Source organism: Mycolicibacterium chlorophenolicum (genome assembly GCF_001044235.1).
Classification (GTDB): Bacteria; Actinomycetota; Actinomycetes; order Mycobacteriales; family Mycobacteriaceae; genus Mycobacterium; species Mycobacterium chlorophenolicum.
Genome location: NZ_JYNL01000064.1, coordinates 1,105,516 through 1,127,912, shown reverse-complemented (window position 1 = coordinate 1,127,912; position 22,397 = coordinate 1,105,516). Strand labels below are relative to the sequence as shown.

At 69.2% G+C, this 22,397-nt stretch carries 22 protein-coding genes, 1 tRNA gene and 3 pseudogenes; 12 read left to right on the top strand and 14 right to left on the bottom strand.

From position 1 onward, the window contains the following. The first annotated feature begins 24 nt into the window (after positions 1 to 24). The 3 genes and pseudogenes from MCHLDSM_RS38235 to MCHLDSM_RS39860 all read left to right on the top strand — a co-directional run. Positions 25 to 1,008: a hypothetical protein gene (locus MCHLDSM_RS38235; RefSeq protein ID WP_170216891.1), complete on the top strand. Its 984-nt coding sequence runs from the start codon at positions 25 to 27 to the stop codon at positions 1,006 to 1,008. A gap of 56 nt (positions 1,009 to 1,064) precedes the next feature. Next, positions 1,065 to 1,604: pseudogene (locus MCHLDSM_RS39865) on the top strand (DUF222 domain-containing protein); the annotation flags it as partial. Between the two features lies 1 nt (position 1,605). Next, on the top strand, positions 1,606 to 2,599 hold a 994-nt coding region (locus MCHLDSM_RS39860; protein WP_234714207.1), incomplete at its 5' end, for an HNH endonuclease signature motif containing protein. A gap of 42 nt (positions 2,600 to 2,641) precedes the next feature. Here MCHLDSM_RS39860 and MCHLDSM_RS27580 read toward each other — a convergent pair. The 11 genes and pseudogenes from MCHLDSM_RS27580 to pgm all read right to left on the bottom strand — a co-directional run bounded on the left by MCHLDSM_RS27580 (position 2,642) and on the right by pgm (position 12,087). Beyond that, positions 2,642 to 4,072, bottom strand: a complete 1,431-nt coding sequence (locus tag MCHLDSM_RS27580; protein WP_048472853.1) for a carboxylesterase/lipase family protein — start codon at positions 4,070 to 4,072, stop codon at positions 2,642 to 2,644. Further along, the gene (locus tag MCHLDSM_RS27575) at positions 4,069 to 4,575 is read right to left on the bottom strand and encodes a VOC family protein (protein WP_048472852.1); all 507 of its coding nucleotides are present in this window, start codon (positions 4,573 to 4,575) and stop codon (positions 4,069 to 4,071) included. Before MCHLDSM_RS27575 ends, MCHLDSM_RS27580 begins: the two co-directional genes overlap by 4 nt. Position 4,576: 1 nt before the next feature. Next, a complete protein-coding gene (locus MCHLDSM_RS27570; RefSeq protein ID WP_048472851.1) occupies positions 4,577 to 5,821 on the bottom strand; it encodes a DUF1214 domain-containing protein in 1,245 nt (414 codons plus the stop codon). Then, positions 5,821 to 6,972 (bottom strand): sulfotransferase family protein, encoded by a 1,152-nt coding sequence (locus tag MCHLDSM_RS27565; protein WP_048472850.1) that lies wholly within the window; start codon positions 6,970 to 6,972, stop codon positions 5,821 to 5,823. The genes MCHLDSM_RS27570 and MCHLDSM_RS27565 overlap by 1 nt, the downstream gene beginning before the upstream one ends. After that, positions 6,969 to 8,089, bottom strand: a pseudogene (locus tag MCHLDSM_RS27560) (LLM class flavin-dependent oxidoreductase). The gene MCHLDSM_RS27565 and the pseudogene MCHLDSM_RS27560 overlap by 4 nt, the downstream one beginning before the upstream one ends. A gap of 74 nt (positions 8,090 to 8,163) precedes the next feature. Continuing rightward, positions 8,164 to 8,421 carry a DUF3297 family protein gene (locus tag MCHLDSM_RS27555; protein ID WP_048472849.1) on the bottom strand — a complete coding sequence of 86 codons (258 nt, stop codon included), beginning with the start codon at positions 8,419 to 8,421 and terminating at the stop codon, positions 8,164 to 8,166. 60 nt (positions 8,422 to 8,481) lie between these two features. Then, positions 8,482 to 8,793, bottom strand: coding sequence for a hypothetical protein (locus MCHLDSM_RS27550; protein ID WP_048472848.1), 312 nt, complete (start codon positions 8,791 to 8,793; stop codon positions 8,482 to 8,484). A 29-nt stretch (positions 8,794 to 8,822) separates the two neighbouring features. Then, complete coding sequence (locus MCHLDSM_RS38230; RefSeq protein ID WP_156455035.1) at positions 8,823 to 8,996, bottom strand: hypothetical protein; 174 nt, start codon at positions 8,994 to 8,996, stop codon at positions 8,823 to 8,825. 62 nt (positions 8,997 to 9,058) lie between these two features. Beyond that, positions 9,059 to 9,131, bottom strand: a tRNA-Ala gene (locus MCHLDSM_RS27545). A 56-nt stretch (positions 9,132 to 9,187) separates the two neighbouring features. Beyond that, positions 9,188 to 10,456: an MFS transporter gene (locus tag MCHLDSM_RS27540; RefSeq protein WP_048472847.1), complete on the bottom strand. Its 1,269-nt coding sequence runs from the start codon at positions 10,454 to 10,456 to the stop codon at positions 9,188 to 9,190. After that, positions 10,453 to 12,087: a phosphoglucomutase (alpha-D-glucose-1,6-bisphosphate-dependent) gene (gene pgm, locus MCHLDSM_RS27535; RefSeq protein ID WP_048472846.1), complete on the bottom strand. Its 1,635-nt coding sequence runs from the start codon at positions 12,085 to 12,087 to the stop codon at positions 10,453 to 10,455. Before pgm ends, MCHLDSM_RS27540 begins: the two co-directional genes overlap by 4 nt. Positions 12,088 to 12,158: 71 nt before the next feature. Between pgm and crcB (MCHLDSM_RS27530) the strand changes: the two genes are divergently transcribed. The 6 genes and pseudogenes from crcB (MCHLDSM_RS27530) to mbtN all read left to right on the top strand — a co-directional run bounded on the left by crcB (MCHLDSM_RS27530) (position 12,159) and on the right by mbtN (position 16,986). After that, positions 12,159 to 12,554 (top strand): fluoride efflux transporter CrcB, encoded by a 396-nt coding sequence (gene crcB / locus MCHLDSM_RS27530; RefSeq protein ID WP_048472845.1) that lies wholly within the window; start codon positions 12,159 to 12,161, stop codon positions 12,552 to 12,554. Then, positions 12,551 to 12,919 carry a fluoride efflux transporter CrcB gene (crcB, locus tag MCHLDSM_RS27525; RefSeq protein ID WP_048472844.1) on the top strand — a complete coding sequence of 123 codons (369 nt, stop codon included), beginning with the start codon at positions 12,551 to 12,553 and terminating at the stop codon, positions 12,917 to 12,919. The genes crcB (MCHLDSM_RS27530) and crcB (MCHLDSM_RS27525) overlap by 4 nt, the downstream gene beginning before the upstream one ends. Then, positions 12,916 to 13,941 carry a DUF190 domain-containing protein gene (locus MCHLDSM_RS27520; protein WP_048472843.1) on the top strand — a complete coding sequence of 342 codons (1,026 nt, stop codon included), beginning with the start codon at positions 12,916 to 12,918 and terminating at the stop codon, positions 13,939 to 13,941. Before crcB (MCHLDSM_RS27525) ends, MCHLDSM_RS27520 begins: the two co-directional genes overlap by 4 nt. A 54-nt stretch (positions 13,942 to 13,995) precedes the next feature. Beyond that, a complete protein-coding gene (locus tag MCHLDSM_RS27515; RefSeq protein WP_048472842.1) occupies positions 13,996 to 14,256 on the top strand; it encodes a mycobactin biosynthesis acyl carrier protein MbtL in 261 nt (86 codons plus the stop codon). Beyond that, positions 14,253 to 15,815 carry a long-chain-fatty acid--ACP ligase MbtM gene (gene mbtM / locus MCHLDSM_RS27510; RefSeq protein WP_048472841.1) on the top strand — a complete coding sequence of 521 codons (1,563 nt, stop codon included), beginning with the start codon at positions 14,253 to 14,255 and terminating at the stop codon, positions 15,813 to 15,815. Before MCHLDSM_RS27515 ends, mbtM begins: the two co-directional genes overlap by 4 nt. 14 nt (positions 15,816 to 15,829) lie before the next feature. Then, positions 15,830 to 16,986, top strand: a pseudogene (gene mbtN, locus MCHLDSM_RS27505) (mycobactin biosynthesis acyl-ACP dehydrogenase MbtN). Here mbtN and MCHLDSM_RS27500 read toward each other — a convergent pair. Together MCHLDSM_RS27500 and MCHLDSM_RS27495 are read right to left on the bottom strand one after the other, a co-directional pair. Beyond that, the gene (locus tag MCHLDSM_RS27500) at positions 16,967 to 17,578 is read right to left on the bottom strand and encodes a GNAT family N-acetyltransferase (RefSeq protein ID WP_048472840.1); all 612 of its coding nucleotides are present in this window, start codon (positions 17,576 to 17,578) and stop codon (positions 16,967 to 16,969) included. The pseudogene mbtN and the gene MCHLDSM_RS27500 overlap by 20 nt on opposite strands. Positions 17,579 to 17,620: 42 nt before the next feature. Further along, positions 17,621 to 18,052 carry a hypothetical protein gene (locus tag MCHLDSM_RS27495; protein WP_048472839.1) on the bottom strand — a complete coding sequence of 144 codons (432 nt, stop codon included), beginning with the start codon at positions 18,050 to 18,052 and terminating at the stop codon, positions 17,621 to 17,623. Positions 18,053 to 18,082: 30 nt separating this feature from the next. On the opposite strand from MCHLDSM_RS27495, the gene MCHLDSM_RS27490 reads away from it, so the two are divergent. Together MCHLDSM_RS27490 and MCHLDSM_RS27485 are read left to right on the top strand one after the other, a co-directional pair. Continuing rightward, positions 18,083 to 18,271, top strand: coding sequence for a hypothetical protein (locus MCHLDSM_RS27490; protein WP_048473033.1), 189 nt, complete (start codon positions 18,083 to 18,085; stop codon positions 18,269 to 18,271). A gap of 117 nt (positions 18,272 to 18,388) precedes the next feature. After that, a complete protein-coding gene (locus MCHLDSM_RS27485; RefSeq protein ID WP_048472838.1) occupies positions 18,389 to 20,137 on the top strand; it encodes a DUF1214 domain-containing protein in 1,749 nt (582 codons plus the stop codon). A 13-nt stretch (positions 20,138 to 20,150) separates the two neighbouring features. Here MCHLDSM_RS27485 and MCHLDSM_RS27480 read toward each other — a convergent pair whose 3' ends face one another. Next, on the bottom strand, positions 20,151 to 21,089 hold the full coding sequence (locus MCHLDSM_RS27480) for a DUF808 domain-containing protein (protein WP_048472837.1): 939 nt from the start codon (positions 21,087 to 21,089) through the stop codon (positions 20,151 to 20,153). A 224-nt stretch (positions 21,090 to 21,313) separates the two neighbouring features. On the opposite strand from MCHLDSM_RS27480, the gene MCHLDSM_RS27475 reads away from it, so the two are divergent. Next, a complete protein-coding gene (locus MCHLDSM_RS27475) occupies positions 21,314 to 22,384 on the top strand; it encodes a hypothetical protein (RefSeq protein WP_048472836.1) in 1,071 nt (356 codons plus the stop codon). Positions 22,385 to 22,397: the final 13 nt, after the last annotated feature.

The following is a 22,397-nucleotide window of genomic DNA, read 5'->3' as shown; positions in this document are numbered from 1 at the left end:
GACGGTGGGGTGCGCTCGAAGGAGATGGTGGACGTCGGGGATTGCGGCGCAACGTGTTCCGACTCGGATGGTTGCTCCGCCGTCAGTCGACGTTCTTGCGCCGCCTGGCGCCGCTCTTCACGCGCCTGCACCCTGGCTTCGCGAGTTCGCCGCCGGCCATCCCTGTCGCTTCGTGACGTCGTCGATCGAACAGAGACGGCATCGGACGCCGCCGCCGGCCTTGTGCGCGCATGGGTGCGCGGCGTCGGGTCACTCGCCGCCGACTGCGACGCGGAGGTGGATGAGTCAGGAGCCGCCGACGCCACCGCACAGGGCATCAGGACTGCGGCCCCCACCCCGAAGAAGACCGCCAGCGCCCCCACCCGACCGATAACCGAAGCGTTCATCGCACACGGCCCGCCTTTCCCCGAGGCGACATCGTATTACCCGACGAAGGAATCGGTCGGCAAAGTTCTCGAGTCCGGCGCCGTTTGCCGATCCAGCCTGAGCATTCCCGCCGCAGTGGGGACTGTTCGGGAACACAATTGTGGGATCGGTAGCCGCCACGACGCCGTGTACTCGGTGCATTCCGACACGCGACGACGTCGGCCGACGAAGGAAGACCGCATGAATGTCCGACGACTGGTGGCGACGACCGCCGCCGCAGCAGCCGCCCTCCTCGTCACCGCGGGCGCGGCCGAGGCTCAGCCGTTCAGTCCTCCGGCGAACAACTGGTGCCCGGGTCAGGCGTTGCCGTTTCCGATGATCCGCTGGGACATGAACACCTGCCACACGTGGTACACCGTCCCATCCGGAAAAGGCAACGTGAAAATGGTTGCGCTGAAAGGGGATGCGCTCGACAGCTGGATCTACGCCGATGGTCCCGCTCCGGTGTTCACACCGCCGCCACCGCCGCCGGGTCCGCCGCCGGGAACGCCGTTCTGCAGCCCACGTGGAGCGCTGATCATCATTCCGCCGATCTGCGACGAGATCGGCGTCGACTGGCCGCCAGGATCGCTGAATCACTAGACATCCCTCGGCTCTACGGCCCCGTTTTTGTCGGTGGTCGCACGTATGTTCGAATCATGTCGACGGGGGATCTGCGAGCCGCGGTGGCCACGGTGGTGGCCGCCGTCGACGAACTGGCCGCCGCGGACTGTGATCTGGCGACCCGTGCTGAACTCGTGGATGTCTTGGACGAGCTGGAAACCGTGTGGTGCCGGCTGCCCGCCCTGCGGCACCGGCTGTTGGCGCGGCTGCAGGTCGAGACCACCCCGCAGCAGATGGGCGCCAAGAACTGGAAAGACGTGCTGGCGATCCGGTGGCGCATCTCCACATCCGAGGCGCACCGCCGGTTGACCGACGCCGCCCTGTTGGCCCCGCGCCAGCCGGTGACCGGGCCGCCGCTGCCGCCGGTGTTGCATGCCACCGCGGTCGCCCAGGAGAAAGGGCTGATCAACGCCCAACATGTCGAGGTGATCCGCAAGGCCGTCGATAAACTGCCCGGGTTCGTGGACACCACCACCCGCGAGCAGTTCGAGGTCGACCTGGTCCGCGACGCGGTCGGGGCCGGCCCGAGCGCGGTCAAAGACGCCGCCGATCAGCGGTTGTTCCTGCTCGATCAGNCCGCGAGCAGTTCGAGGTCGACCTGGTCCGCGACGCGGTCGGGGCCGGCCCGAGCGCGGTCAAAGACGCCGCCGATCAGCGGTTGTTCCTGCTCGATCAGGACGGCCCCGAACCCGATGACACCGAACGCGCCCGCACGCGCGGGGTCACGAAACGTCCTCAGCGCCGGGACGCGATGACCGACCTGGCCGCCCGGCTCACCCCCGAGGCGTGGGCGGTCTGGGAAGTGTTGTTCGCCAGATACGCCGCGCCGGGCATGTGCAACCCCGACGACCCGCAACCCTGCACCTCCGGGACACCGACCCAAGCCCAGATCGACAACGATCACCGCAACCTGGCCCAACGCCAACACGACGCCCTACTCGCCGTCGGGCGCATCGCGTTGATGAGCGGCGAGGCCGGTCAATTGAACGGGTTACCAGTGTCGGTGATCATCCGCACCACCCTCCAAGACCTGGAATCCCGGGCCGGGATCGGCGTCACCGGCGGCGGCACCCGCCTCCCCATCCGCGACGTCATCAAGATGGCCGGCCACGCCAACCACTACCTCGCCGTGTTCGACCGATCGACCGGGTCGGCGTTGGATTTGTTCCGCACCCGCCGCGTCGCCTCCCCCGCGCAGCGGATCATGCTCATCGCCCGCGACGGGGGCTGCACGAAACCGTGCTGCACCGTGGGCGCCTACGGGTCTCAGGCCCATCATGCGACCACCGACTGGGCCCAAGGCGGGAACACCAACGTCAACGACCTCGGACTGGCCTGCCCCCCAGACAACCGCGCGGTGAAAGAAGGCGGCTGGAGCACCGCGATGAACGGGCGTCACGAAGTCGAATGGACCCCACCCCCGCACCTGGACACCGGCCAAACCCGCGTCAACACCCACCACCGCCCCGAACTGCTGCTACGCCCACCCGACGACGACGAACCCGCCGGCGAGACCGCCGACCCCGCCCAACCCGGCGGACCCGCACCACCCGGCGACCAAGTGGCCTGACAAACGCCCGGCATCGCGGAACCTGCTGCGGCCCCTGATCGCTCACCCGTAGGCGGGATAGCGGTTCTCCCAGAAGCCGAGTTGCTCTGCGCGGTGATCACAGGCAGTCTCACACTCGGAACCCAGCACCATCGTGGGTCCGCCAGCGCGGTCATAGCGGTCCCACGGCTCCCCCGCGCGGATGAACTCCAGCCACAGCGTCTGGACGACGTCCGACATGCGACGCGCTGCGTCGCCGGTACCGGCCAGTGCAGGTGCAGCGTCCAGGTTGCCGAACAGCAAGGGCAGGCACGAATCGTGGCAAGCACCCAGTCCCGCACGCGGAGAGGGCCATTGCAGTTCGTAGCGGAACACCGTGTTGCCGTACCTCGCGTGCGCGCGGACGAACTGCTCGGTCGGCGCGGTGAAGTGGTAGTCGGTGACCATCGCGCTGGCGACATCACGATGGCTGCCATGGTCCGCCCGATACGTCGCCACCACCGCGTCGGCGTCGGCGGCATCACCGGCGAGTGCCTGAGCCCTCTGCTGCACATATCTCTCGGTGAAGACGTCCCCGTCGAGCGCTGCGTCGAAGATCCGCCATTCATCGCGCGTCGTTCCGGCCAGGACGGGAATGGCCCGCATCGGGCGCGTGCGCGCGACCACCAACGGATGCTCCTCGATGATGTCGCCATCCACGCAGGGATGGAACGGCCCTTGCGGCGGTACGAATCCGGTGTCGATTTTCCGTTGCGCGGCAAGGATGTCCGCAACGCCAGGCTTTTCGGCACACCTGAGGGCACGAAGTTGCGCCGCCACGGCCGAGGCGGCCGCCGTCGAACGAACCCGCTCCACACCGCCGCTCTGCAGGATCGCGCGATCGAAGAGGTCGCATCCACCCGCGAGCAAGGCTGATATCGCGATGGCCCCGGACGATTGCCCCGCCACCGTGAGAGCACCGGGGTCGCCGCCGAAAGCTCCGATCTCCTCGCGGACCCAGCGCAACGCCTGTATCTGGTCGCGCAGTGTCAGGTTGGTGGAGTCGGCTCCATGCCAGTCGGGCGCGTAGAGCGACCCCAGCACGCCGAGCCGGAAATTGATCGTCACCACCACGATGTCGCCACGCCGCGCGAGCCGCGATCCATCGAGCAGCGGAGCAGACCCGTGCCCCTGTGTCTGCCCGCCGCCATGCAGAAAAACCAGAACAGGTCGGCGGCTGTCGTCGACGGCGGGCGTCCAGATGTTCAACGTCAAACAGTCTTCGCTCATCGACAGCCCGCGCTTGGCCAGCCGCTCGGGCGAGATGTGCTGCGGCGGGATCGGTCCGAATGCGATCGCCTCGCGTACACCTTTCCAGCCCGGGGCGGCTTGCGCTGGGCGCCAACGGCGCTCGCCCGTCGGCGCCGCCGCGTACGGCACTCCCCGAAAGACGACGATCTCTCCACATGGGTCACCCCGCAGCGTCCCCTGCGAGGTATGGGCGAGGGCCCTCACGGGCGCTCGGTCAGGGGGTACGCCGCCGCCATCGAACCGTCGAGTATCCGCCGAAGGAAGTCGCGGCCGCGGAAGCTCACCACCTCCACCCGAAGCCCGCTACTCGGGTCGCGCAGGAACGCCACCCCGGCCCCCGTGCGCTCCACCTCCCACCCGTCGTCCTGCAGTCTCGTGACGTCGTCACGCCAGCGCTGTGCGTAGTAGCCGACGTGGTGCATGCCCCCCGCCTTCGGCTCCGCGAAGATCGAGTCGACCGCAGCGACGACCTCGATCAATTCCAGATACGGCGGGCCGGAGGTGGAGAAGGCGATGCGCACTGCCTGATCGTCCGCGGATCCGTCTGGACGGGTGAAGCCGCTGCGCATCTCGAACGGCGGCGTCCACGTGATCTGCATGGCGGAGCCGAGCGTCTCCATGGCACGCAACAGATCCGGTACCAGGTGACCCACGTGGTAGACGTTGTCGAAGGCCGACGTGCCGAGCGTTTCGAGCGTCGGATCCATCTCAGATCCCGAACCTTCGACGGACGGCGTCGAAGCGGGCGTGCAGCTGCGCGGCGCGTTCCTCCGTCGTGACGCGTCGGGTGTCAGCCGGCAGCGCCGTGTCGAGTTCGGCGGCGGTGACGACCCTGGTGCTCACCTCCGGCAGCTGACGACTCCCGACGACACGCATCGTGAGGTAGCCCTCGCCGAACTGTTGCGTGTCGATCCAGTTGTGCACACCCGGGTCGTTGTGTGCCAACACCATTCGCACGCGGCCGTCGGAGTCGACCGCCGACCTGCTCGGTGTGTGGCTCACCGGACGGTACAGATAGTCCATGCTGTTCCAGAACGCGCCCATGTTGGTCAGCATCCAGAAGTCCCCGCCGTCGGCGAACTCCACGATCAACGCCTGGTCCGCCCCGAGTCGCCACGGCATCGTGACGATCAGCCGGCCGCGGCGCGCATCGCGTTGCTCCGCCGTTCCGGCGAACCGCGCACCCGGGAAGACGTTGGGCTCGGGCTCACCGAACAGCGACCCGATCTCCAGTTCGCGATCGGGCCAGTCCGTCATGACCCCCGTGAGGAAATCGCCGGCCCACTGCATGGACGCGATGAGATCCTCAGGCGTCGGCACTGGACGTGGCTCCTCCATGTCGATGCGCTCGATACTGAACTGCGCCGAGCGCTCCGCCCAGGAGTCGAAGCCTTGGCGCATGAACAGCTTTCGAGAGCCCGGCGTCGTCGGCAGCCAATTCGGCCCCCGACTGGCACCGCCGATGTAGAGCTCGAAGCTGCCATCCGGCTCGGTCACCAGGTCGTCGCCGGTGATGTTGGCCTCAGGTGTGTCACCGAAGGGCTCATGCAGGTTCGGGTGATCGGCGCCGTAGTACACGTCCTTGTCGGGTCGCGGCCCTTGGACGGTGAAGTTGATGAACCGCGCTGTGCCGCGATCGCCCGCGATCCGGTATGTCGAGGCGCCGTCGATCCATGCCTGTAGATAGACGAAGTCGGCGTTGTCACCGCCGAGCTTGCGGGTCGGCCCGCAGAACGGGTGGATCATCGGATAGCGGGTGTTCTTGGTCTCCAGCGCGAGATCGTAGGCCTGACCGAGGTTCTGCGTCAGGTAGCGGAAGGCGTCGGCGCGCTGCAGGGGGTTTGCCGGCGAGGTGTCCTTGAACGCGAGATCCCCTGCCGCCTTCAGCCGGTCGCAGAATGCGTGCCAGGCCGCTCGCAGCGCCACGTCCTCGTCGCTGTCACCGAATGCCATCAGCGCCTCGTCTCGATGTCGATGCCGAAACGTTCGCGATAGGGGGCGAATTCGTCGTGGAGTTGCCGAACGGGAACCGGAAGGACGTCGGTGGAGTAGGTGAACTTGCCGTACCGGTCAGTGCGATTGGCGACGAGGTAGTCGCGCATCGCTTTCTCCGCGTTTGTCGAGAACGGTGCTCCCGCGAAGTCGTAGAAGGCGCCGATCGTGGCGACGGGGTCGGCGACGAAGTCGCAATAACGGACGTGGTGGATACGGGGGTCGTCCACGAGCGGGTCGTCGAGATAGGCGTGGAAGTTGGCCCGTGATCCTTCGATCGTGGCTTCGGCGTACTGATTCCAGTCCAGCGACCCGGCCAAGCATTCGTTGATCTGCCCGAAGGCCACGATCTGCGAGGCGAGCACCTGCACGGGGTCGCGGTGTACCCAGACGATGTGGGCGTCGGGGTAGGTGTCGAACAGCGCTCGCAGGCGTCGGCCGTGGAAGCCCTTGAGCACCCATCGCTTCGGCGGTCGGGTGTATTGAATGTGCTGCAACATCATGCGGTGCAGCGCGTATTGCGCGTGGTGGTCCTGTGGGAAGGTGTGGATGGTCATCGGAACCCGCCACCACGCACTCGGGTTCGTGGCACGGAAGTCGAAGGCCCACGTGCGTTCACATTCGGGCAGCCCGTCGCCGAGCAGATCGTTGTAGGGGTGACTGACGATCCACGGCGGGATGCGATGGAGGATCTCGCGCCAGTCGGCATCGGCCCGCGCCCGGCGCGGATCGTCGTCAACGGCCGGACCGGGCGGCGGCGAGGGATACATCACCTCCCAGAACCGCAGCGCTCGCGCGTCCTCGTTCTCGGCGAGCAGCGCATGCAGCAGCGTCGTACCCGACCGGGGCTCGCCCGTGGCGAACAGTGGGGCCGAGATCCGTTCTGTAGCGATCGGTAGGTGCGCGTGGTCCGCCATGAAGTGCAGACGGCTCGTCAGCAGCCCGTTGATCGTGTCTGCGGCCGCCCGCGAACCTGTGTCATCGAGTTCGGCGCCGTTCAGCCGATCGACGACCATCGCCACGCGCGTGGGCAGGGTGTCGTCACCGAAGTCGGTGAGGCCCGTCGACTCGCGCGCGTGGGCGAGCAGAACGTCGGTGTCCAACCGGGTCATGACGCGCTCCCCGCGAGCTCCATGACTGCGTCCTCGACCTCGCGGACTTTGCGCGCCGAATCGGCCGCGTAGGCCTGACCGGCCATCCCGCTGTAGTCGAGCACCGAGACGACCCGTGCGCCCGCCGCGCCGAAGTCGGCGATCTGCGCGGCGACCTGCTTCGGGGTGCCGTGCGGCACGACGGACAGGATCGCCGCCGGGTCCACCTGCTCGAAAAGCCGAAGCAGCCTCTCGCGGGTGAGCGCGGGTCGATGTCCTGGATACCGCGCCAGTGCTCCCCCATCGGATGCCGGTGGCCGGCGGCTGCCAGTGCCTCGGCCGTGAGTTGCAGCACGAGCGATTTCACCAGCGGGCGTTGCATGATCTCGCTGAGCTCGTCGGGTTCGCCGATGAGGCAGACCACCATCTTCGCCGGCGTGATCGCGTCCGGGTCGCGCCCGGCCTGTTCGGCTGCCGCCCGGATGTGGGCCAGCTGGCTCGCATATGTCTCGGGCCCGGCGCTGCCCGTCGGCCACCAGCCGTCGCCGAGTTCGCCGACGAGGTCCAACATGCGGGGGCCGTTGGCGCCGATCCAAATCGGTGGCGGACCGGTGGGGTGCGGCTCGGTGTCCAGCCGGGCGTGCGCCAGCGTGAAGTAGCGTCCGGCGACGTCGATCGGCCCGTCGGCGTCCCACAGCAATCGGATCAGACGCACCGCCTCGGCGAACCGGCTCACCGTGCCCCGGTGGTCGAACCCGTAGGGAACCAGGTTCTCGCGCTCGCCGGCGCCGAGCCCGAGGATGAACCGGCCGTCCGAGAGATGGCTCAGAGTCAGCGCCGACTGGGCCAGCATCACCGGGTGGCGCCGGACGGTGTCGAGGACGCTGGTGGCGAGCCGGGTGCGTGTCGTGCGAGCCGCGACCGCACCGGCGAGAGTGAGCGCGTCGACGTAGCGGTGCGGCGATGGCGACACGTCCGCGAGGTCGGTGAACTCGGACGTCCAGACCGAGTCGGGCCAGAAGCTCACCAGGTGGTCGGGCATCCACAGCGAGTGGTAGCGGCCGTCGTCCAGGTCATCCAGCCCGCTGAGGTCGAGCGGCAGAGTCGTCCGGAAGAACGCGGCCAGCTCCAAGGGCATGCCAAGGAAGCTACCGGCCGAGCGCGGCTACGTCAGGGGAATGCTGAGCGAATGCTCAGCACGCGGCCCGGGTGCTACTTCGGCGAGCGGAAATAGGGTTCGACCGTGCCACTGGTCTTGACGACCATGGGGTTTCCACGGCGGTCCTTCGCCGTGGGAACCTCGACCCGCACCCAACCCTCGTCCACGTTGTATTCGTGCACGTTGTTCTTCTCGACGCCGTTGAAGCGGACACCCACATCGCGGCGGAGCACCTCTTCGTCATAGAAGGGACTGCGCGGATCGATGGAAAGGTGGTTCGGCGGAACGTCTGTGGTCTGATCCTCGGACATGACGGCTTTCGTTGTTCTCGGGCTGGGTCCTCTAGAACCTACGCGAGCCCCCGTCCAGGATTACCGGGCGGGGCTTTCTGCTGTCGGGGGTCCCATGGTGAGGTCGCACAGGCTGACACCGAGCCCAAGCTCCCCGTTCGGCCCTACAGGTTGCAGTCGAGGATCATCGGGACTCAGGAAGACCTTGAAGGAGCCGTCGGGTGAACACCACACTTCCACCTCTTTCGCCTCCGGCTTCAGCAACGGTGCGGTCAGCACCAAGCCGAGGACGATCATCGAGAACAGGCTGAAGCAGAGGGCAAACTGTCTGCCCTTCCCCTGGCCGTAATACCAGCGCGCAAAAGAATGTCCCCACCTCTTCCGCTTCCCCATGGACCGACGCTACCTACTACCGTCTGGGATCACTCGCCCTCGAACACGTAGGTGATGAGCGGGGCGCTGAGGACCGACGTCAGGATGGTCAGGGAGATCAAGCTCTGCCAGAACACGAATCTGATGATGATGTCCTGGACGTCATACCAGCGGGCGAAGGAGTGAGGCCAGCGCTTGAGCATGATCTGACGCAAAGACGTCACCGCATCTCAGATCTGAGACCAGTCTGCGACTTGCCGCCTGCCTCTGACCCGTTACTTCCGAGTGGAGCTAAGGGGATTCGAACCCCTGACCCCCACACTGCCAGTGTGGTGCGCTACCAACTGCGCCATAGCCCCGGATTGTTGTGCTCATCGAAGCTACACCACGACGGGTTGCCGTTCAAAATCCCAGGTCACGGGCATTCGCCGCCGGCCTCCGGGCCGAGCGGGCGGACCTCGGTGCGCTGCCGGGCGACCCGCGGCCGGGTTTCCGGTGCGAACACCCATCCGATGCAGGCCACCGCCAGGATGACCCCGCTGACCAGGAACGCCCACCCGAACGACGTGTACTGCGCGATGAGACCGACCAGCAGCGATCCGCCGATCGACCCGAAGTCCGCCATCATCTGGAACGTCGCGATCGCCGTCCCGCCGCGCGACTTGCTGCCCACCACGTCGGCGACCGCGGCCTGCTGCGGCGAGACGAACACCCCGGTGGCCGCGCCCGCGACGTAGGCCGCCGCCAGGAACACCGGAAACGACGTCGTGAACCCCACCAACGCGGTCGAGACCGCCGCCAGACTGAGCCCGAAGATCAACAGCTTGCGGCGCCCGAGCCGATCCGACAGATACCCGCTCGGGATGACCACCGAGATGTTGCCCACCGCGAACGCGGTCAGCGCCACCCCGGCCGCGCCCGGCCCCCGGCCGAGCACCTCCACGACGAACAGCGGCACCAGCGCGATCCGCAGCCCGTACGACGCCCACCCCGTCGCGAAGTTCGAGAACAACGCGGCACGGTAGGCCCGGTGCCGGATCACCGTCCGGAACGACACCGGCGTCGCGTCGTCGTCGTCAGACCGGCCGACCACCGTGGAGTTGCGCAGGCTGACGAACACCACCGCCGCCGCGACCAACAGCGCGATGCCGTAGATGACGAACGGCGCCGACAGGCCGAGCCCCACCGTGAGACTGCCCAGAATCGGCCCGCCGACCGAGCCGATCATGAACCCCGACGAGAACAGCCCCGCCACCCGCCCCCGCGCATCGGCCGGGGAGATGCGGATCATCAGCCCCAGCGACGACACCGTGAACATCGCCGATCCCACCCCGCCGAGGGACCGGAAAATCAGCAACTGCCAATAGGTTTGGGCAAACGCACAGGCCGCGGTCGACACGGCGACGATCAGCAGTCCGCTGATGTAGACCCGCCGCTCCCCCAGCCTCTGCACGAGAAGACCCGCCGGCGGCGCTCCGACCAGACGCATCACCGCGAACGCCGTGATGACGAACGTCGCCGCGCTGATACTGACGCCGAAGTGCCGGGCGTACTGCGGCAGCACCGGAGCCACCACGCCGTAGCCCAGCGCCACCACCACGTTGGCGGCGACGAGCACCCACACCTCACGCGGCAGCCGCGGCTTGGTCGCTTCCCGACAGTCGCCGTCGGCGACCGAACTCACGAAATGACCGCCGACACCACTTCCCGGGCAGCCTCCTGCACCTCGGCGAGATGCTCAGGGCCGCGGAAGGATTCGGCGTAGATCTTGTACACGTCCTCGGTGCCTGACGGCCGCGCGGCGAACCACGCGTTCTCCGTCGTCACCTTGAGTCCACCCAGGGCAGCGCCGTTGCCCGGAGCGGTGGTCAGCTTCGCGGTGATCGGTTCGCCCGCCAGTTCAGTCGCGCTGACCTGCTCCGGCGAGAGCTTCGCCAGCCGCGCCTTCTGCTCCCGGTTGGCGGGCGCGTCGATGCGGGCATACGTCGGCGCACCGTACTTGTCGGCCAGCTCGGCGTACCGCTGCGACGGCGTCGATCCGGTGACCGCGAGGATCTCCGAGGCCAGCAGCGCCAGGATGATGCCGTCCTTGTCGGTGGTCCACACCGAACCGTCGCGGCGCAGAAACGATGCCCCGGCGCTTTCTTCGCCGCCGAAACCGATGGTGCCGCCGACCAATCCGTCGACGAACCACTTGAAGCCCACCGGCACCTCGAGCAGCTTGCGTCCCAACCCGCCGACCACCCGGTCGATGATCGACGAACTCACCGCCGTCTTGCCGACCGCCGTCTCCGCGGCCCACTCCGGACGGTGCGTGAACAGGTACTCGATCGCGACCGCGAGATAGTGGTTCGGGTTGAGCAGCCCCGCATCCGGCGTGACGACGCCGTGCCGGTCGGAGTCGGCGTCGTTGCCGGTCGCGATCTGATAGGACTCCCGGTTGGCGATGAGGGACGCCATCGCGTTCGGCGAGCTGCAGTCCATCCTGATCTTGCCGTCGGTGTCGAGCGTCATGAACCGCCACGTCGCGTCGACGAGCGGATTGACCACGGTGAGATCGAGGTTGTGCCGTTCGGCGATCGCCCCCCAGTAGTCGACGCTGGCCCCGCCGAGCGGGTCGGCGCCGATGCGGATGCCCTCGGCCGCGATCGCGTGGATGTCGACGACGTTGGGCAGGTCCGCGACATAGGCGTCCAGATAGTCGTGGCGCTGCGTACTGCTCATCGCCCGTGCCAGCGGGACTCGCTTGACCCCGCGCAGCCCGTCGCGCAGCAGTTCGTTGGCCCGCGCGGCGATCACCTTCGTCGCGTCGGTGTCGGCCGGGCCGCCGTTGGGCGGGTTGTACTTGAACCCGCCGTCGCGCGGCGGGTTGTGCGACGGGGTCACGACGATGCCGTCGGCCAGCGCCGTGTCACGACCGCGGTTGTACGACAGGATCGCGTGGCTCACCGCCGGCGTCGGGGTGTACCGACCGGCCGAGTCGATCATCGTGACGACGTCGTTGGCGGCCAGCACCTCCACCGCCGACACCCACGCCGGCTCCGACAGGGCATGGGTGTCCCGGCCGATGAACAGCGGTCCGGTGGTGCCCTGCGCAGCCCGGTACTCGACGATGGCCTGCGTGGTGGCCAGGATGTGGGCTTCGTTGAACGCCGCATCCAGGCTGGATCCGCGGTGGCCCGATGTGCCGAAGGCGACCTGCTGGTCGATGTCGTCCGGGTCGGGAATCACGGTGTAGTAGGACGTCACCACCGAAGCGATGTCGATGAGGTCTTCGGGTTGCGCCGGCTTACCGGCACGGGGGTTCGCCGCCATGGGTTCGATTCTGCCCCGTCAGCCGCCCCCACAGAACACTGGACCGGTGAGCAATCGGCATACTTTCGGCCATGCCCCTTGACCGGCGCGAACTGGCCGCGGTGTTCGCCGGCGGCGCGGTGGGCACGCTGGCCCGGGCCGGCCTCGAGGAACTCGCGGTGCCCGACCCGGCCCGCTGGCCCTGGCCGACCTTCACCGTGAACATCGTCGGCGCGTTCCTGCTCGGCCTGTTCGTCACCCGATTGCTCGAACGCCTGCCGGTGTCGAGTTACCGGCGGCCGCTGCTGGGCACCGGCCTGTGCGGCGGTTTGACGACGTTCTCCACGATGCAAGTCGAGACCGTGAAGATGCTCGAGCACGGTCACTACGGCCTCGCGGTCGCCTACACCGCGGCGGGTCTGGTCGCGGGTCTGGCCGCCGTGTACCTGGCCACGGCCCTGGTGCGCCGGGTGCGGACCCGCCGATGACGACGGCACTGGTGTGGCTGGGCGTCGTGCTGATCGGCGGCGTGGGCGCGGTCGCCCGGCTGACCGTCGACAAGGCGGTGTCGCGCCGGGTGTCGCGACCCTTCCCCGTCGGCACCTTGGCCGTCAACATCAGCGGCGCGTTCCTGCTGGGCCTCCTCGGCGGACTGGCCCTGAGCCCGCACGTGGCGCTGCTGGCCGGCACCGCGTTCGTCGGCTCGTACACCACGTTCTCCACCTGGATGCTGGAAACCCAGCGCCTCGCCGAGGAACGGCAGCTCATCTCGGCGGCGGCCAACATCGGGGTCAGCGTCGCGCTGGGTCTCCTCGCGGCCTGGCTGGGACAACACATGGGCGCCGCCCTGTGACCGAAATCCTCTCTCTGACCGCCTATTTCGCCGAACGGCAACGCAGCGGCGGGCGCTTCCTGGCCGACGCGATGCTCGACCTGTTCGAACGCGAACGCGTGGCCGCCAGCATGATGCTGCGTGGCATCGCCGGTTTCGGCACCACCCACGTCCTGCGCACCGACCGCTCGCTGACCCTGTCGGAGGATCCGCCGGTGACCGTCACCGCCGTCGACCTCCCCGACCGGATCCGCACACTCGCCGACGCCGCGGTCGGCCTGACCGGACGTGGCCTGATCACGCTCGAACGCGCCTGGCTGCTGCCCGGATCGCTCCCCGCCGATCTCGACGGGTCCGTGCGTCTTTCGCTGTACCTCGGCCGCAAGCAACCGGTCGCCGGGGTACCCGGATACGTGGCGGTGTGCGAGGTGCTGCATCGCCTCGGGTTCGTCGCCGCCGACGTGTTCCTCGGCGTCGACGGCACCGTCGCCGGCGAGCGCCGCCGGGCTCGCTTCTTCAGCCACAACACCGACGTGCCGGTTCTCATCACCGGCATCGGCACGCGCGCCCAGGCACTCGCCGCGGTCGACGAGCTCACCGGCATGCTGGCCTCTCCGCTGTTCAGCCTGCGGCCCGTCGTGGTGTGCAAGATCGACGGCCGCACCCTGGCGACTCCGCCGCGCAGCTGGCCGGTGCAGAAGCTGACCGTGCACACCTCCGAGGACACCCGTCACGACGGACGCCCGGTGCACCGGGCACTGATGGCACTTCTGCGCGAGACCGACCATGCCGGCGGCGCGACCGCGCTGCGTGGCCTCTGGGGCTTCCGCGGATCGCAGCGCCCGCATGGCGACCGCTTTCTACAGCTGGGCCGCCGGGTGCCGGTCACGACGGTCTTGGTCGACACCGCGGCGACCATGGCCGCCGATTACGGGATCGTCGACGCGGTCACGGCCCATCACGGCGTGGTCACCTGCGAACCGATCCCGGCACTGATCGCGGTGAACGGCGACGAGCGCAGGGGCAGCCTGACCCTCGACTGAGGCCGACAAGGTAAGCATAGCCTTGCTTAACTTTCCGGTGTAACGTCCCCGCGCATGGACACGTCATCCCCGCGCGCCGTCAGCGCGGCCCTCGAGGAGATCCTGCGCGACGACCTGAACATCGACACCCGCCGCGTGACGCCCGAGTCCCGGCTCATCGACGACGTCGGGCTGGACTCCGTCGCCTTCGCCGTCGGGATGGTGGCGATCGAGGACAAGCTCGGGGTCGCCCTGTCCGAAGAGGATCTGTTGTCCTGCAACACGGTTGGCGATCTCGAGGCGGCGATCGCGGCGAAGGTGCCCGCGGACCGGTGAGCAGCCTCGCCGCCGCGATGACCGAGGCGATGACCCGGTCGGCCCACGACCTCGTCCTGCTCGACCGTGAGAGCGGACAGTGGACCCGCCACCCCTGGCAGGAGGTGCACGTCCGCGCCGAGAACCTCGCCGAACGCATCGCCGCGGGACCCGGCGGCGCCGTCGGACTGGCGGGCGAGCCCACCGTGGAGTTCGTCGCCGCCATCCAGGGCGCCTGGCTGGCCGGGCGCGCGCTGTCGATCCTTCCCGGGCCCGTCCGCGGCGCCGACGACCGGCAGTGGGCCTCGGCCACTCTCGAGCGATTCACCGGGACCGGCGTCTCGCAGATCTTCAGTTACGGACCCCAGCGAGAGCTGTTGTCCGCCCGCACTTCTCAGATGATAGGTGACGTGGTGACCGCCGGGCACGACAGGCGGTCCACGACATTCACGCCGGTCCCGGGGCCCGCGGACACCCCCGCCGTGCTGCAGGGCACCGCGGGGTCGACCGGTGTGCCCCGCACCGCCGCGCTCTCCCCCGAGGCCGTGCGGGCCAACGTCACCGGGCTGATCGACCACGTGGGCGTGCGGCCCACCGAGGACGTCGGATGCACCTGGCTGCCGCTCTACCACGACATGGGGCTGGTGTTCCTGCTGAGCGGCATGATGAGTGGCACCGAGACATGGCTCGCTCCGACAGCCGCTTTCGCCGCCTCACCGTTCCGATGGCTGACGTGGCTGTCGCAGAGCCGGGCCACCCTCACCGCCGCCCCGAACTTCGCCTACTCGGTGATCGGCAGGTACGCCCGCCGGATCCCCGACGTCGACCTCGGCCGCGTGCGCTTCGCCCTGAACGGCGGCGAGCCGATCGACTGCGAGGGCTACCAGCTGTTCCTCACCGAGCTGGCCCGCTTCGGACTCGACGCCCACGCCGCGGCCCCCTCCTACGGCCTGGCCGAGGCGACGTGCGCGGTCACCGCACCTGTCCCCGGCACCGGACTGATCGTCGACGAGACCGTCGACCCGGCAACGGGATCCGCGCGCCGGCACGCCGTGCTGGGGCGGCCCATCCCGGGGATGCGGATACGCATCGTCCCAGGCGACCACGCCACGAGCGGGGACCGCGAGGTCGGCGAGATCGAGATCTCCGGCACATCGATGATGTCGGGCTACCTCGGGCAGGAACCGATGGACGGCTGGTTCCGTACCGGGGACCTCGGCTACCTCGACGCCGCCGGGCTGGTGGTGTGCGGACGGGTCAAGGAGCTCATCACGGTCGCCGGCCGCAACATCTTCCCCACGGAGGTCGAGCGGATCGCCGCACAGGTGCGCGGCGTGCGCGACGGCGCCGTGGTGGCGGTCGGCGCGGACGGCGCACGTCAGGGGTTGCTGATCGCCGCGGAATTCCGGGGACCCGACGAAGCCGCGGCGCGCCGGGACGTGGTGGCACGCGTCGCCGCCCAGTGTGGCGTGGTGCCGGCCGAGGTGGTGTTCGTCGCGCCGGGCTCACTGCCGCGGACGTCGTCGGGCAAGCTGCGGCGGCTCCAGGTCCGGCAGAACCTCGAGGCGGCCCGCGCATGACCACGCACCTCGACATGGACCTGGCCGGCTACCAGACCCTTCTCGGCCGGGTCTTCGACGACCAGGTGACTACGTGGACCGCGGAAGCCGAAGCCGCCGAACGGTTCCCGCGGGAGCTGATCGAATATCTCGGCGCCCACGGAGTGTTCCGCGGCAAGTGGGGGCCCGCCGAGGGCGGCCAGCATCCCGACGTCGCGAGGCTCAATGCGCTCGCGTTCGCGCTGGGTCGCCTCGGATCGGCGGGCATCGGGGTGGGCGTGAGCCTGCACGACTCGGCGATCGCGATCCTGCGCCGCTTCGGCAGATCCGCTCACCTGCAGCGGATCTGCGAACAGGCCATCGACGGCGAGGCGGTGCTGTGCATCGGCGCCTCCGAGGAGTCCGGAGGCTCGGACCTGCAGATCGTCGAGACCGAGGTGCGCAGCCAGCGCGAAGGTTTCGCGATCCAGGGCATCAAGAAGTTCGTGTCCCTGTCCCCCATTGCCGATCACATCATGGTGGTGGCGCGCAGCGTCGACGCGGACCCCGCGAGCAGGCACGGCAACGTGCTGGTGATCGCGGTCCCGACCACGCAGGTCGACGTGCAGACCCCGTGGCGCAAGGTCGGTGCGGGCCCCCTGGACACGGCGGCCGTGCACATCGACACATGGGTGCCGCCGATCATCTGGTCGCGCGGGCGGGCACCGGGCTCGCCGCGATCTCGTGGGGACTGGCCCACGAACGCATGTCGATCGCGGGGCAGGTGGCGTCGTCGTGTCAGCGGGTGCTGGGCGTCACTCACGCCCGCATGTTGGCGCGCAGGCAGTTCGGGTCGACACTTTTCGAGCATCAGGCGCTGCGGATGCGGATGGCCGACCTGCAGGCGCGCGTGGACCTCCTGCGGCACGGCCTCGACGGCATCGCCGCGGCCGGCCGGCTCGATCTGCGTGCGGCGGCGGCGGTGAAGGTGACCGCCGCACGACTGGGCGAAGAGGTGCTCTCCGAATGCATGCACCTCTTCGGCGGTTCGGGATACCTGGTCGATGAGACGCCGCTGGGTCGGTGGTGGCGGGACATGAAGCTGGCGCGGGTCGGCGGGGGCACCGACGAGGTGCTGTGGGAGCTGGTGGCCGCGGGGATGAAGCCCGACGTCGACGGTTACGCCGAGATGGTCAGGGACGCGGCGCGGTAGGGCGGTGCAGGGCGTACAGCGCCATCCGCCGGTTGCTCATCTGATGTTCGCCGAGGAATTCGCATTTGGCGTACTCGCACAACCGACGGGCGCCCGCGTTGCGATGGTCCGGGTCGAACATGATTCTGCGGCAGCGTGTCTCGATCGCGAACAAGCTGGCGGCCAACCGTGGCAACAGAATCGGGCCGAAACCGCGGTTGACGACGTCCACGTCGGCGATCGCAGCGTGCAACCCGAGGTCATACGGATCGGCGTCGTAACGGGGTGCGATCGAGTCCTTGGCTGCGCGGTAGACCTCGACGTAGCCGTACGGAACACCGGAGTAGCTGCCGATCAGCGGGCGCGAGTACGTGCCTGCCCGCTGTGCCAGCAGATAGCCGTGCCACCAGTGCGCCGGCCGGTCGTACTCCCACGCCTCGGCGAGGTGCGGGCGGTTCATCCACTCGGCGATCATGTCCGCGTCCGCGTCGGGGTCGGCGGCGCGAATCGCAAAGGGCGGGGCCAGATCCGGGACCGGCGGCGCCGGCACTGCACGAACGTCGTCATCGAGGTCGGTCAGCTCGCGCGGCAGGATCGGCAGGACGTCACTCATCGTGACCGCAGAGCCTAGCGCAGTGGCCGGCGGCCGGGTCGCCTACGCTGCCGCGGTGAACAGCAGCACGCCGGTGACGATCAGCGCGGCCACCTTCACCACCTCGGCGCCGACGTAGACCAGGTGCGCGCGCGAGCGGGGCCCGTCCGCGCCGGCGAGCACGCGATCCGATCTGCGGGTCAGCGCGGGACGGACGAACACCAGTTGGACGGCGAGCATCGCCACGGCGACGGCGGCGGCCACGACGGCGGCCGCAGCGGTGCGCCCCACCAGCAGGCCGGCGATCACCACCACGGCGAGCACCGCCTCGCAGGCGTTGAGCGCCCGGAACACCAGGCGCCCGATGCCGAGTCCCACCTGCAGGGTGACCCCCGGCGCGCGGAACTTCAGCGGCGCCTCGAGGAACGAGATCGCCAACACCATGCCCAGCCACATGAACGTCGCCGCGGCCGCGACGGCAGAACCCGCGTGCACACCCGGAGCCTACGGTGGCAGGGTGAGGTGATGGACCGCGTCGCCGAACTGCAGCGCTGGGAGGACGCGGGCGCGGTGTGGCGGGTCCTCTACCGCTCGGCCGAGTCGGTGACGGTCGCGCTGCTGCGGTGCGACGGCGGCGAGGAGGCGGCCCGCTTCACCAGTGCGGACGCGCATCTGCTGGCCTATCTCGCCGACCGGGACAGCAGCGAGGACTGACCTGCTTTTCTGCGCATTCGGTGCCCCGCCGGCAAAGACGGGCGTTACCGTGTCCGCGGGGGTGGCCCGTTGATTGCGGCGGCTTCGGCTCCCGCAGCGCTCGGAGAGGACGACGCCGTGGCCAGCACTCAGCAACTGTCGGCACAGGTCATCGGGCGGGTCGGCGCACTGGCCGTCGCGCTCGGTATCGGCGTGGCGATCGCCCAGCATCCCGGCGTCGCGGTCGCCGACGACACCGCGGCGGCGTCGACGTCGGCCTCGAACTCCCGGACCGCGGACCGGGACGCCGGCCCGCAGAGTCGTCCGAAGAGGCATCAGGCCAGGACGCAGTCCGACCGTGCCGACGTGCCGCTGCGGCCGCGCGCCCGGTTGACCAGGACGTCGGCCGACGACGCCCCGTCGCGCCCGGCCACCCCGGATGCGTCTCCCGCGGTGTGGGCCCTGGCCGGGGCGGCGCGCCGCGAACTCGGCATCGACGCCGCAGACAGCGCGTCGCCGTTGGGCACCGAGCAGCAGCTGGAGGCCGAGCAGGTGGCCGCCGAGACCGTCCAGACCCTGCCGGTGAAGGTGATGAAGCGGGTACTCCGGAAGGCCTGGCTCCGCACCGCCGAACAGGAGTACGACGGCGGCGTCGACGCCGAGAACCTCGCCCGCCTCGACAAAGCCGTCGACGAGTACGCGATGGGCGCGGCGTTCCAGCAGCAGCTGCTCGACCCGATGCGACCGACGGTCGTCGCGCAGGTCGCGCCTCCGCACACCTGGTACGGCAACGAGGTGCCTGGTTCGCGCATCCTCTACGACAACCCGGACACCATCTACCGGTTCACCGCAGTCAACAAGACCTCGACCTACGTGCTCACCGGACGCTTCACCGGCGATATGCCCGCCGACACCACGTTCAGCGTGCTGACCGGGTTGTCGGGCACGACCGCCGCGGTGCTGAGCGCGCGCGATCTGCAGATCGACGACCAGGGGAGGTTCACGATCACGCTCAGCGGCGATCCCGCCGCGCCCGGCGGCGGGAACCATCTGCAGCTGACCGCGGACTCCACGCTGATCGCCGTACGGAACACGTTGTCCGACTGGAACTCTCAGCCTCCGATGGAGCTGTCGGTCGAACGGGTGTCGGGGCCGCGGGACAGCCTGTTCGCCCAGCTCGGAGGTTTCGCGATCCCGGTCATCGGCCCGGCCGTGAGCAGCAGCCGTCTGCTCACCGCGCTGGTGTCGGTGATCCCGCCGATGAAGAACCCGCCCAGGTTCCTGCGCGGCACGCTGACGGCGGTCGTGATGGCGCTGGGCCTGTCCCGCGAGGCGACCTACATCAAGGTCGCCACCACCGATCCACAGACGGGTGAGCGCGTCGCCCCCAACGTGCTGCGGGACCCGTCGCGCAACGCCGAGTTCCTGGCCACCCAGTTGCAGAGTGCCGGCTACTTCGACATCTCCGACGACGAGGCGCTGGTCGTCACCGTCGATCCCGGCAATGCCGGGTACTTCACGGTGCCCGTGACCGACTTGTGGACGATCACCGGCGATTACCGCAATGAGCAGACGAGCCTGAACAACGCCCAGGCGCGGCCCAACGCCGACGGGACATACACGCTGGTGATCTCGCCGACCGACCCCGGCGTGGAGAACTGGGTGTCGACCGGCGGACTGAACCGGGGGACCCTGTCGCTGCGCTTCCAGGATCTGGACCCCGCCTCGCCGAACTCACCGACCGTACGGGCCGTGCTCGTGCCACTCGAGAAGCTTCCGGACGTGCTCCCGGCCGGCACCCCCGCCTTCACCGCGGCGGAGCGGGCCGCCCAACTCGCCCGGCGCCAAACCGGTTACGACGTGCGGTTCGCGCCGTTCCCGCAGTGACGGCCGGCACGCCTCAGGCGTGCGACTTCTTCTTGCCGAACGGCAGCACCGACACGATGCCGACCACCAGCGCGCCGACGATCAGTCCGATCACCGCCGATGCGGCGGTGTTGACCAGCCAGGCGAGCACGCCGCCCACGCCGCCGACGTGGTGCACGTACTCCTCGGCGTGGTGGACCAGCCCGTAGGGGGCGTGCCAGCCGAGAGTGTGGGTGCCGACGAGCAGGATGTGGCCGCCGACCCAGAGCATCGCGGCCGTGCCGACGACCGACAGGAAGCTCAGCAACTTCGGCATTCCCGCCACCAGGCCGCGCCCGATCTTCTTGGCCAGTCCGCTCGATCGCTGCGTCAGGCTCAGCCCGACGTCGTCCATCTTCACGATGCCGGCGACCACCCCGTACACCGCCGCGGTGATCACCACCGCGACGATCAACAGGATGATCAGTCGCGGCCAGAACGATTGATCGGCCACCTCGTTGAGCGCGATGACCATGATCTCCGCGGACAGGATGAAGTCGGTGCGGATCGCGCCGGTGACCATGAAGCGTTCGGCGTCGGGCCCTTCGGCCGCTGCCGGAGTGTCATGGGCTGCGTGGCCGAGAAGACGGCCGAAGACCTTCTCGGCGCCCTCGTAACAGAGATAGGTCGCGCCGAGCATCAGGATCGGGGTGAGCGCCCACGGCGCGAACTGGCTGAGCAGCAGGGCCGCCGGCAGGATGAAGACGATCTTGTTGCGCAGGGAGCCGATGGCGATGCGCTTGATGATCGGCAGTTCCCGGTCGGCGGTGATGCCGTGCACGTACTGCGGGGTGACCGCCGTGTCGTCGATGACGACCCCTGCGGCTTTGGCCGTCGCCCGGCCCGCCGCGGCGCCCAGGTCGTCCACCGAGGCGGCCGCCAATCGGGCCAGCGCCGCCACATCGTCGAGCAGGGCGAACAGCCCCGCGCTCACCGGACACCTCTGATCGCTTCTGCGGTCATGGCCCGAAGGGTACCGGGCGGGGCGTCGACTCGGGCCGGCCACGGGGCCGCACCGCCGACACACCGTCCCGCGTGCCCGACACGCGGTAATCGATCGCCCTCTGACCTGCAGACATGCTAGTTTGCGCAGAGATGACCACTGGTCGCGAAATGCGGGGGGCAGCGCGACGCGTCATCGCCAGCAGGGGGTGCGACATGCCGAAGTCCGTCCGTCCGTGGCTCACGGCGGCTGTGGCGATCGTCGGTGTCGGCGCCGTCACGGTGGCCCCGCTCGAGCCGGCCGCGAAATCCGAAGTACGCGTAGAGAATGCGGCTGTGCTGGTCGACGAAGCGCCCAGCCCCTTCGAGTACTACCCGCAGGTGCTGCAGCGCTCGGCGTCCCACGCCGATGACCTGGTCCGCGAGTATCTCGCCGATCCTCTCCCCATCGTGCGTGCCATCGCCGACAACCAAACCAGGGCACTCGCCGACGTCGTCGACGCGGCCGCCGCGCTCGATCCCGGGGCGTTCGTGCGCGCCGTCGTCGCCGCGGTCAGCCAGCCGGTGGCAGGTCTGGTGAAGGTGGTGGGCAGCGGGGAACCGTTCGAGACGGCGAGCAGCATGCTGGTGCGGTTGGCACTTCCGTTGGTCAGCGGCGTGCTCGCCGCCGGCGCAGCGATGACCGACGTGGTCAAGGCGTTCGCCGACCTCGACCTCGTCAACGCCGTCAGCGGGCTGCTCAACGTTCCGGGCCGCATCGCCGACGGACTGCTCAACGGCCGCGTCGACGGACAGCACGACGAGTACTTCGGGCTGCTGGGCAAGGTGGTGGAAGCGCCTGTCTCCGAGCAGATCTCCGGGCCGGTCGACTACCTGATCCATTCGCTGCAGGGCATCGGCGACACCATCTCGTCCTCAGCCCCGGCGTCGCCGAGGCCGGTGGCAGGTCCGGCCGTGGTCCCGGACCTCGGATCGCCGACGGTGACGGTGACCGCGCCGGCCGACGATCCCGAGCCTGCCGCCCCGCCTGCGGCCACCGACGACGACCGCCCCGCCGCTCCTGCGAGCGGAGGGCACCACGCCGACGAGGACCAGCCCGCCGCGTCCGACGATGCCAACGCCTCGGCGCCGTCGACGTCCGGCGCCGGCGGTGAGGCCGCGTCCGGCGCGTCGGCCGACGATCAGGCCGCCGGTGTGGAGCGTTCGGAAGGAAGCGCCGGGGCGTCGACGTCCTCGGCGGCACCGTCGGCGCGGGGCGACGACAGCGACGCCGCCCCCTCGGCCTGACGAACCGTCCGGG

Excerpts from the sequence above, each read along its gene's own strand:
- MCHLDSM_RS38235 (WP_170216891.1), top strand. The coding sequence starts at position 25 with ATGGTGGACGTCGGGGATTGCGGCGCAACGTGTTCCGACTCGGATGGT.
- MCHLDSM_RS27575 (WP_048472852.1), bottom strand. The coding sequence starts at position 4,575 with ATGGATCCGACGCTCGAAACGCTCGGCACGTCGGCCTTCGACAACGTC.
- MCHLDSM_RS27570 (WP_048472851.1), bottom strand. The coding sequence starts at position 5,821 with ATGGCATTCGGTGACAGCGACGAGGACGTGGCGCTGCGAGCGGCCTGG.
- MCHLDSM_RS27565 (WP_048472850.1), bottom strand. The coding sequence starts at position 6,972 with ATGACCCGGTTGGACACCGACGTTCTGCTCGCCCACGCGCGCGAGTCG.
- MCHLDSM_RS27555 (WP_048472849.1), bottom strand. The coding sequence starts at position 8,421 with ATGTCCGAGGATCAGACCACAGACGTTCCGCCGAACCACCTTTCCATC.
- MCHLDSM_RS27550 (WP_048472848.1), bottom strand. The coding sequence starts at position 8,793 with ATGGGGAAGCGGAAGAGGTGGGGACATTCTTTTGCGCGCTGGTATTAC.
- pgm (WP_048472846.1), bottom strand. The coding sequence starts at position 12,087 with ATGGCGGCGAACCCCCGTGCCGGTAAGCCGGCGCAACCCGAAGACCTC.
- crcB (WP_048472845.1), top strand. The coding sequence starts at position 12,159 with ATGCCCCTTGACCGGCGCGAACTGGCCGCGGTGTTCGCCGGCGGCGCG.
- crcB (WP_048472844.1), top strand. The coding sequence starts at position 12,551 with ATGACGACGGCACTGGTGTGGCTGGGCGTCGTGCTGATCGGCGGCGTG.
- MCHLDSM_RS27515 (WP_048472842.1), top strand. The coding sequence starts at position 13,996 with ATGGACACGTCATCCCCGCGCGCCGTCAGCGCGGCCCTCGAGGAGATC.
- MCHLDSM_RS27500 (WP_048472840.1), bottom strand. The coding sequence starts at position 17,578 with ATGAGTGACGTCCTGCCGATCCTGCCGCGCGAGCTGACCGACCTCGAT.
- MCHLDSM_RS27490 (WP_048473033.1), top strand. The coding sequence starts at position 18,083 with ATGGACCGCGTCGCCGAACTGCAGCGCTGGGAGGACGCGGGCGCGGTG.
- MCHLDSM_RS27475 (WP_048472836.1), top strand. The coding sequence starts at position 21,314 with ATGCCGAAGTCCGTCCGTCCGTGGCTCACGGCGGCTGTGGCGATCGTC.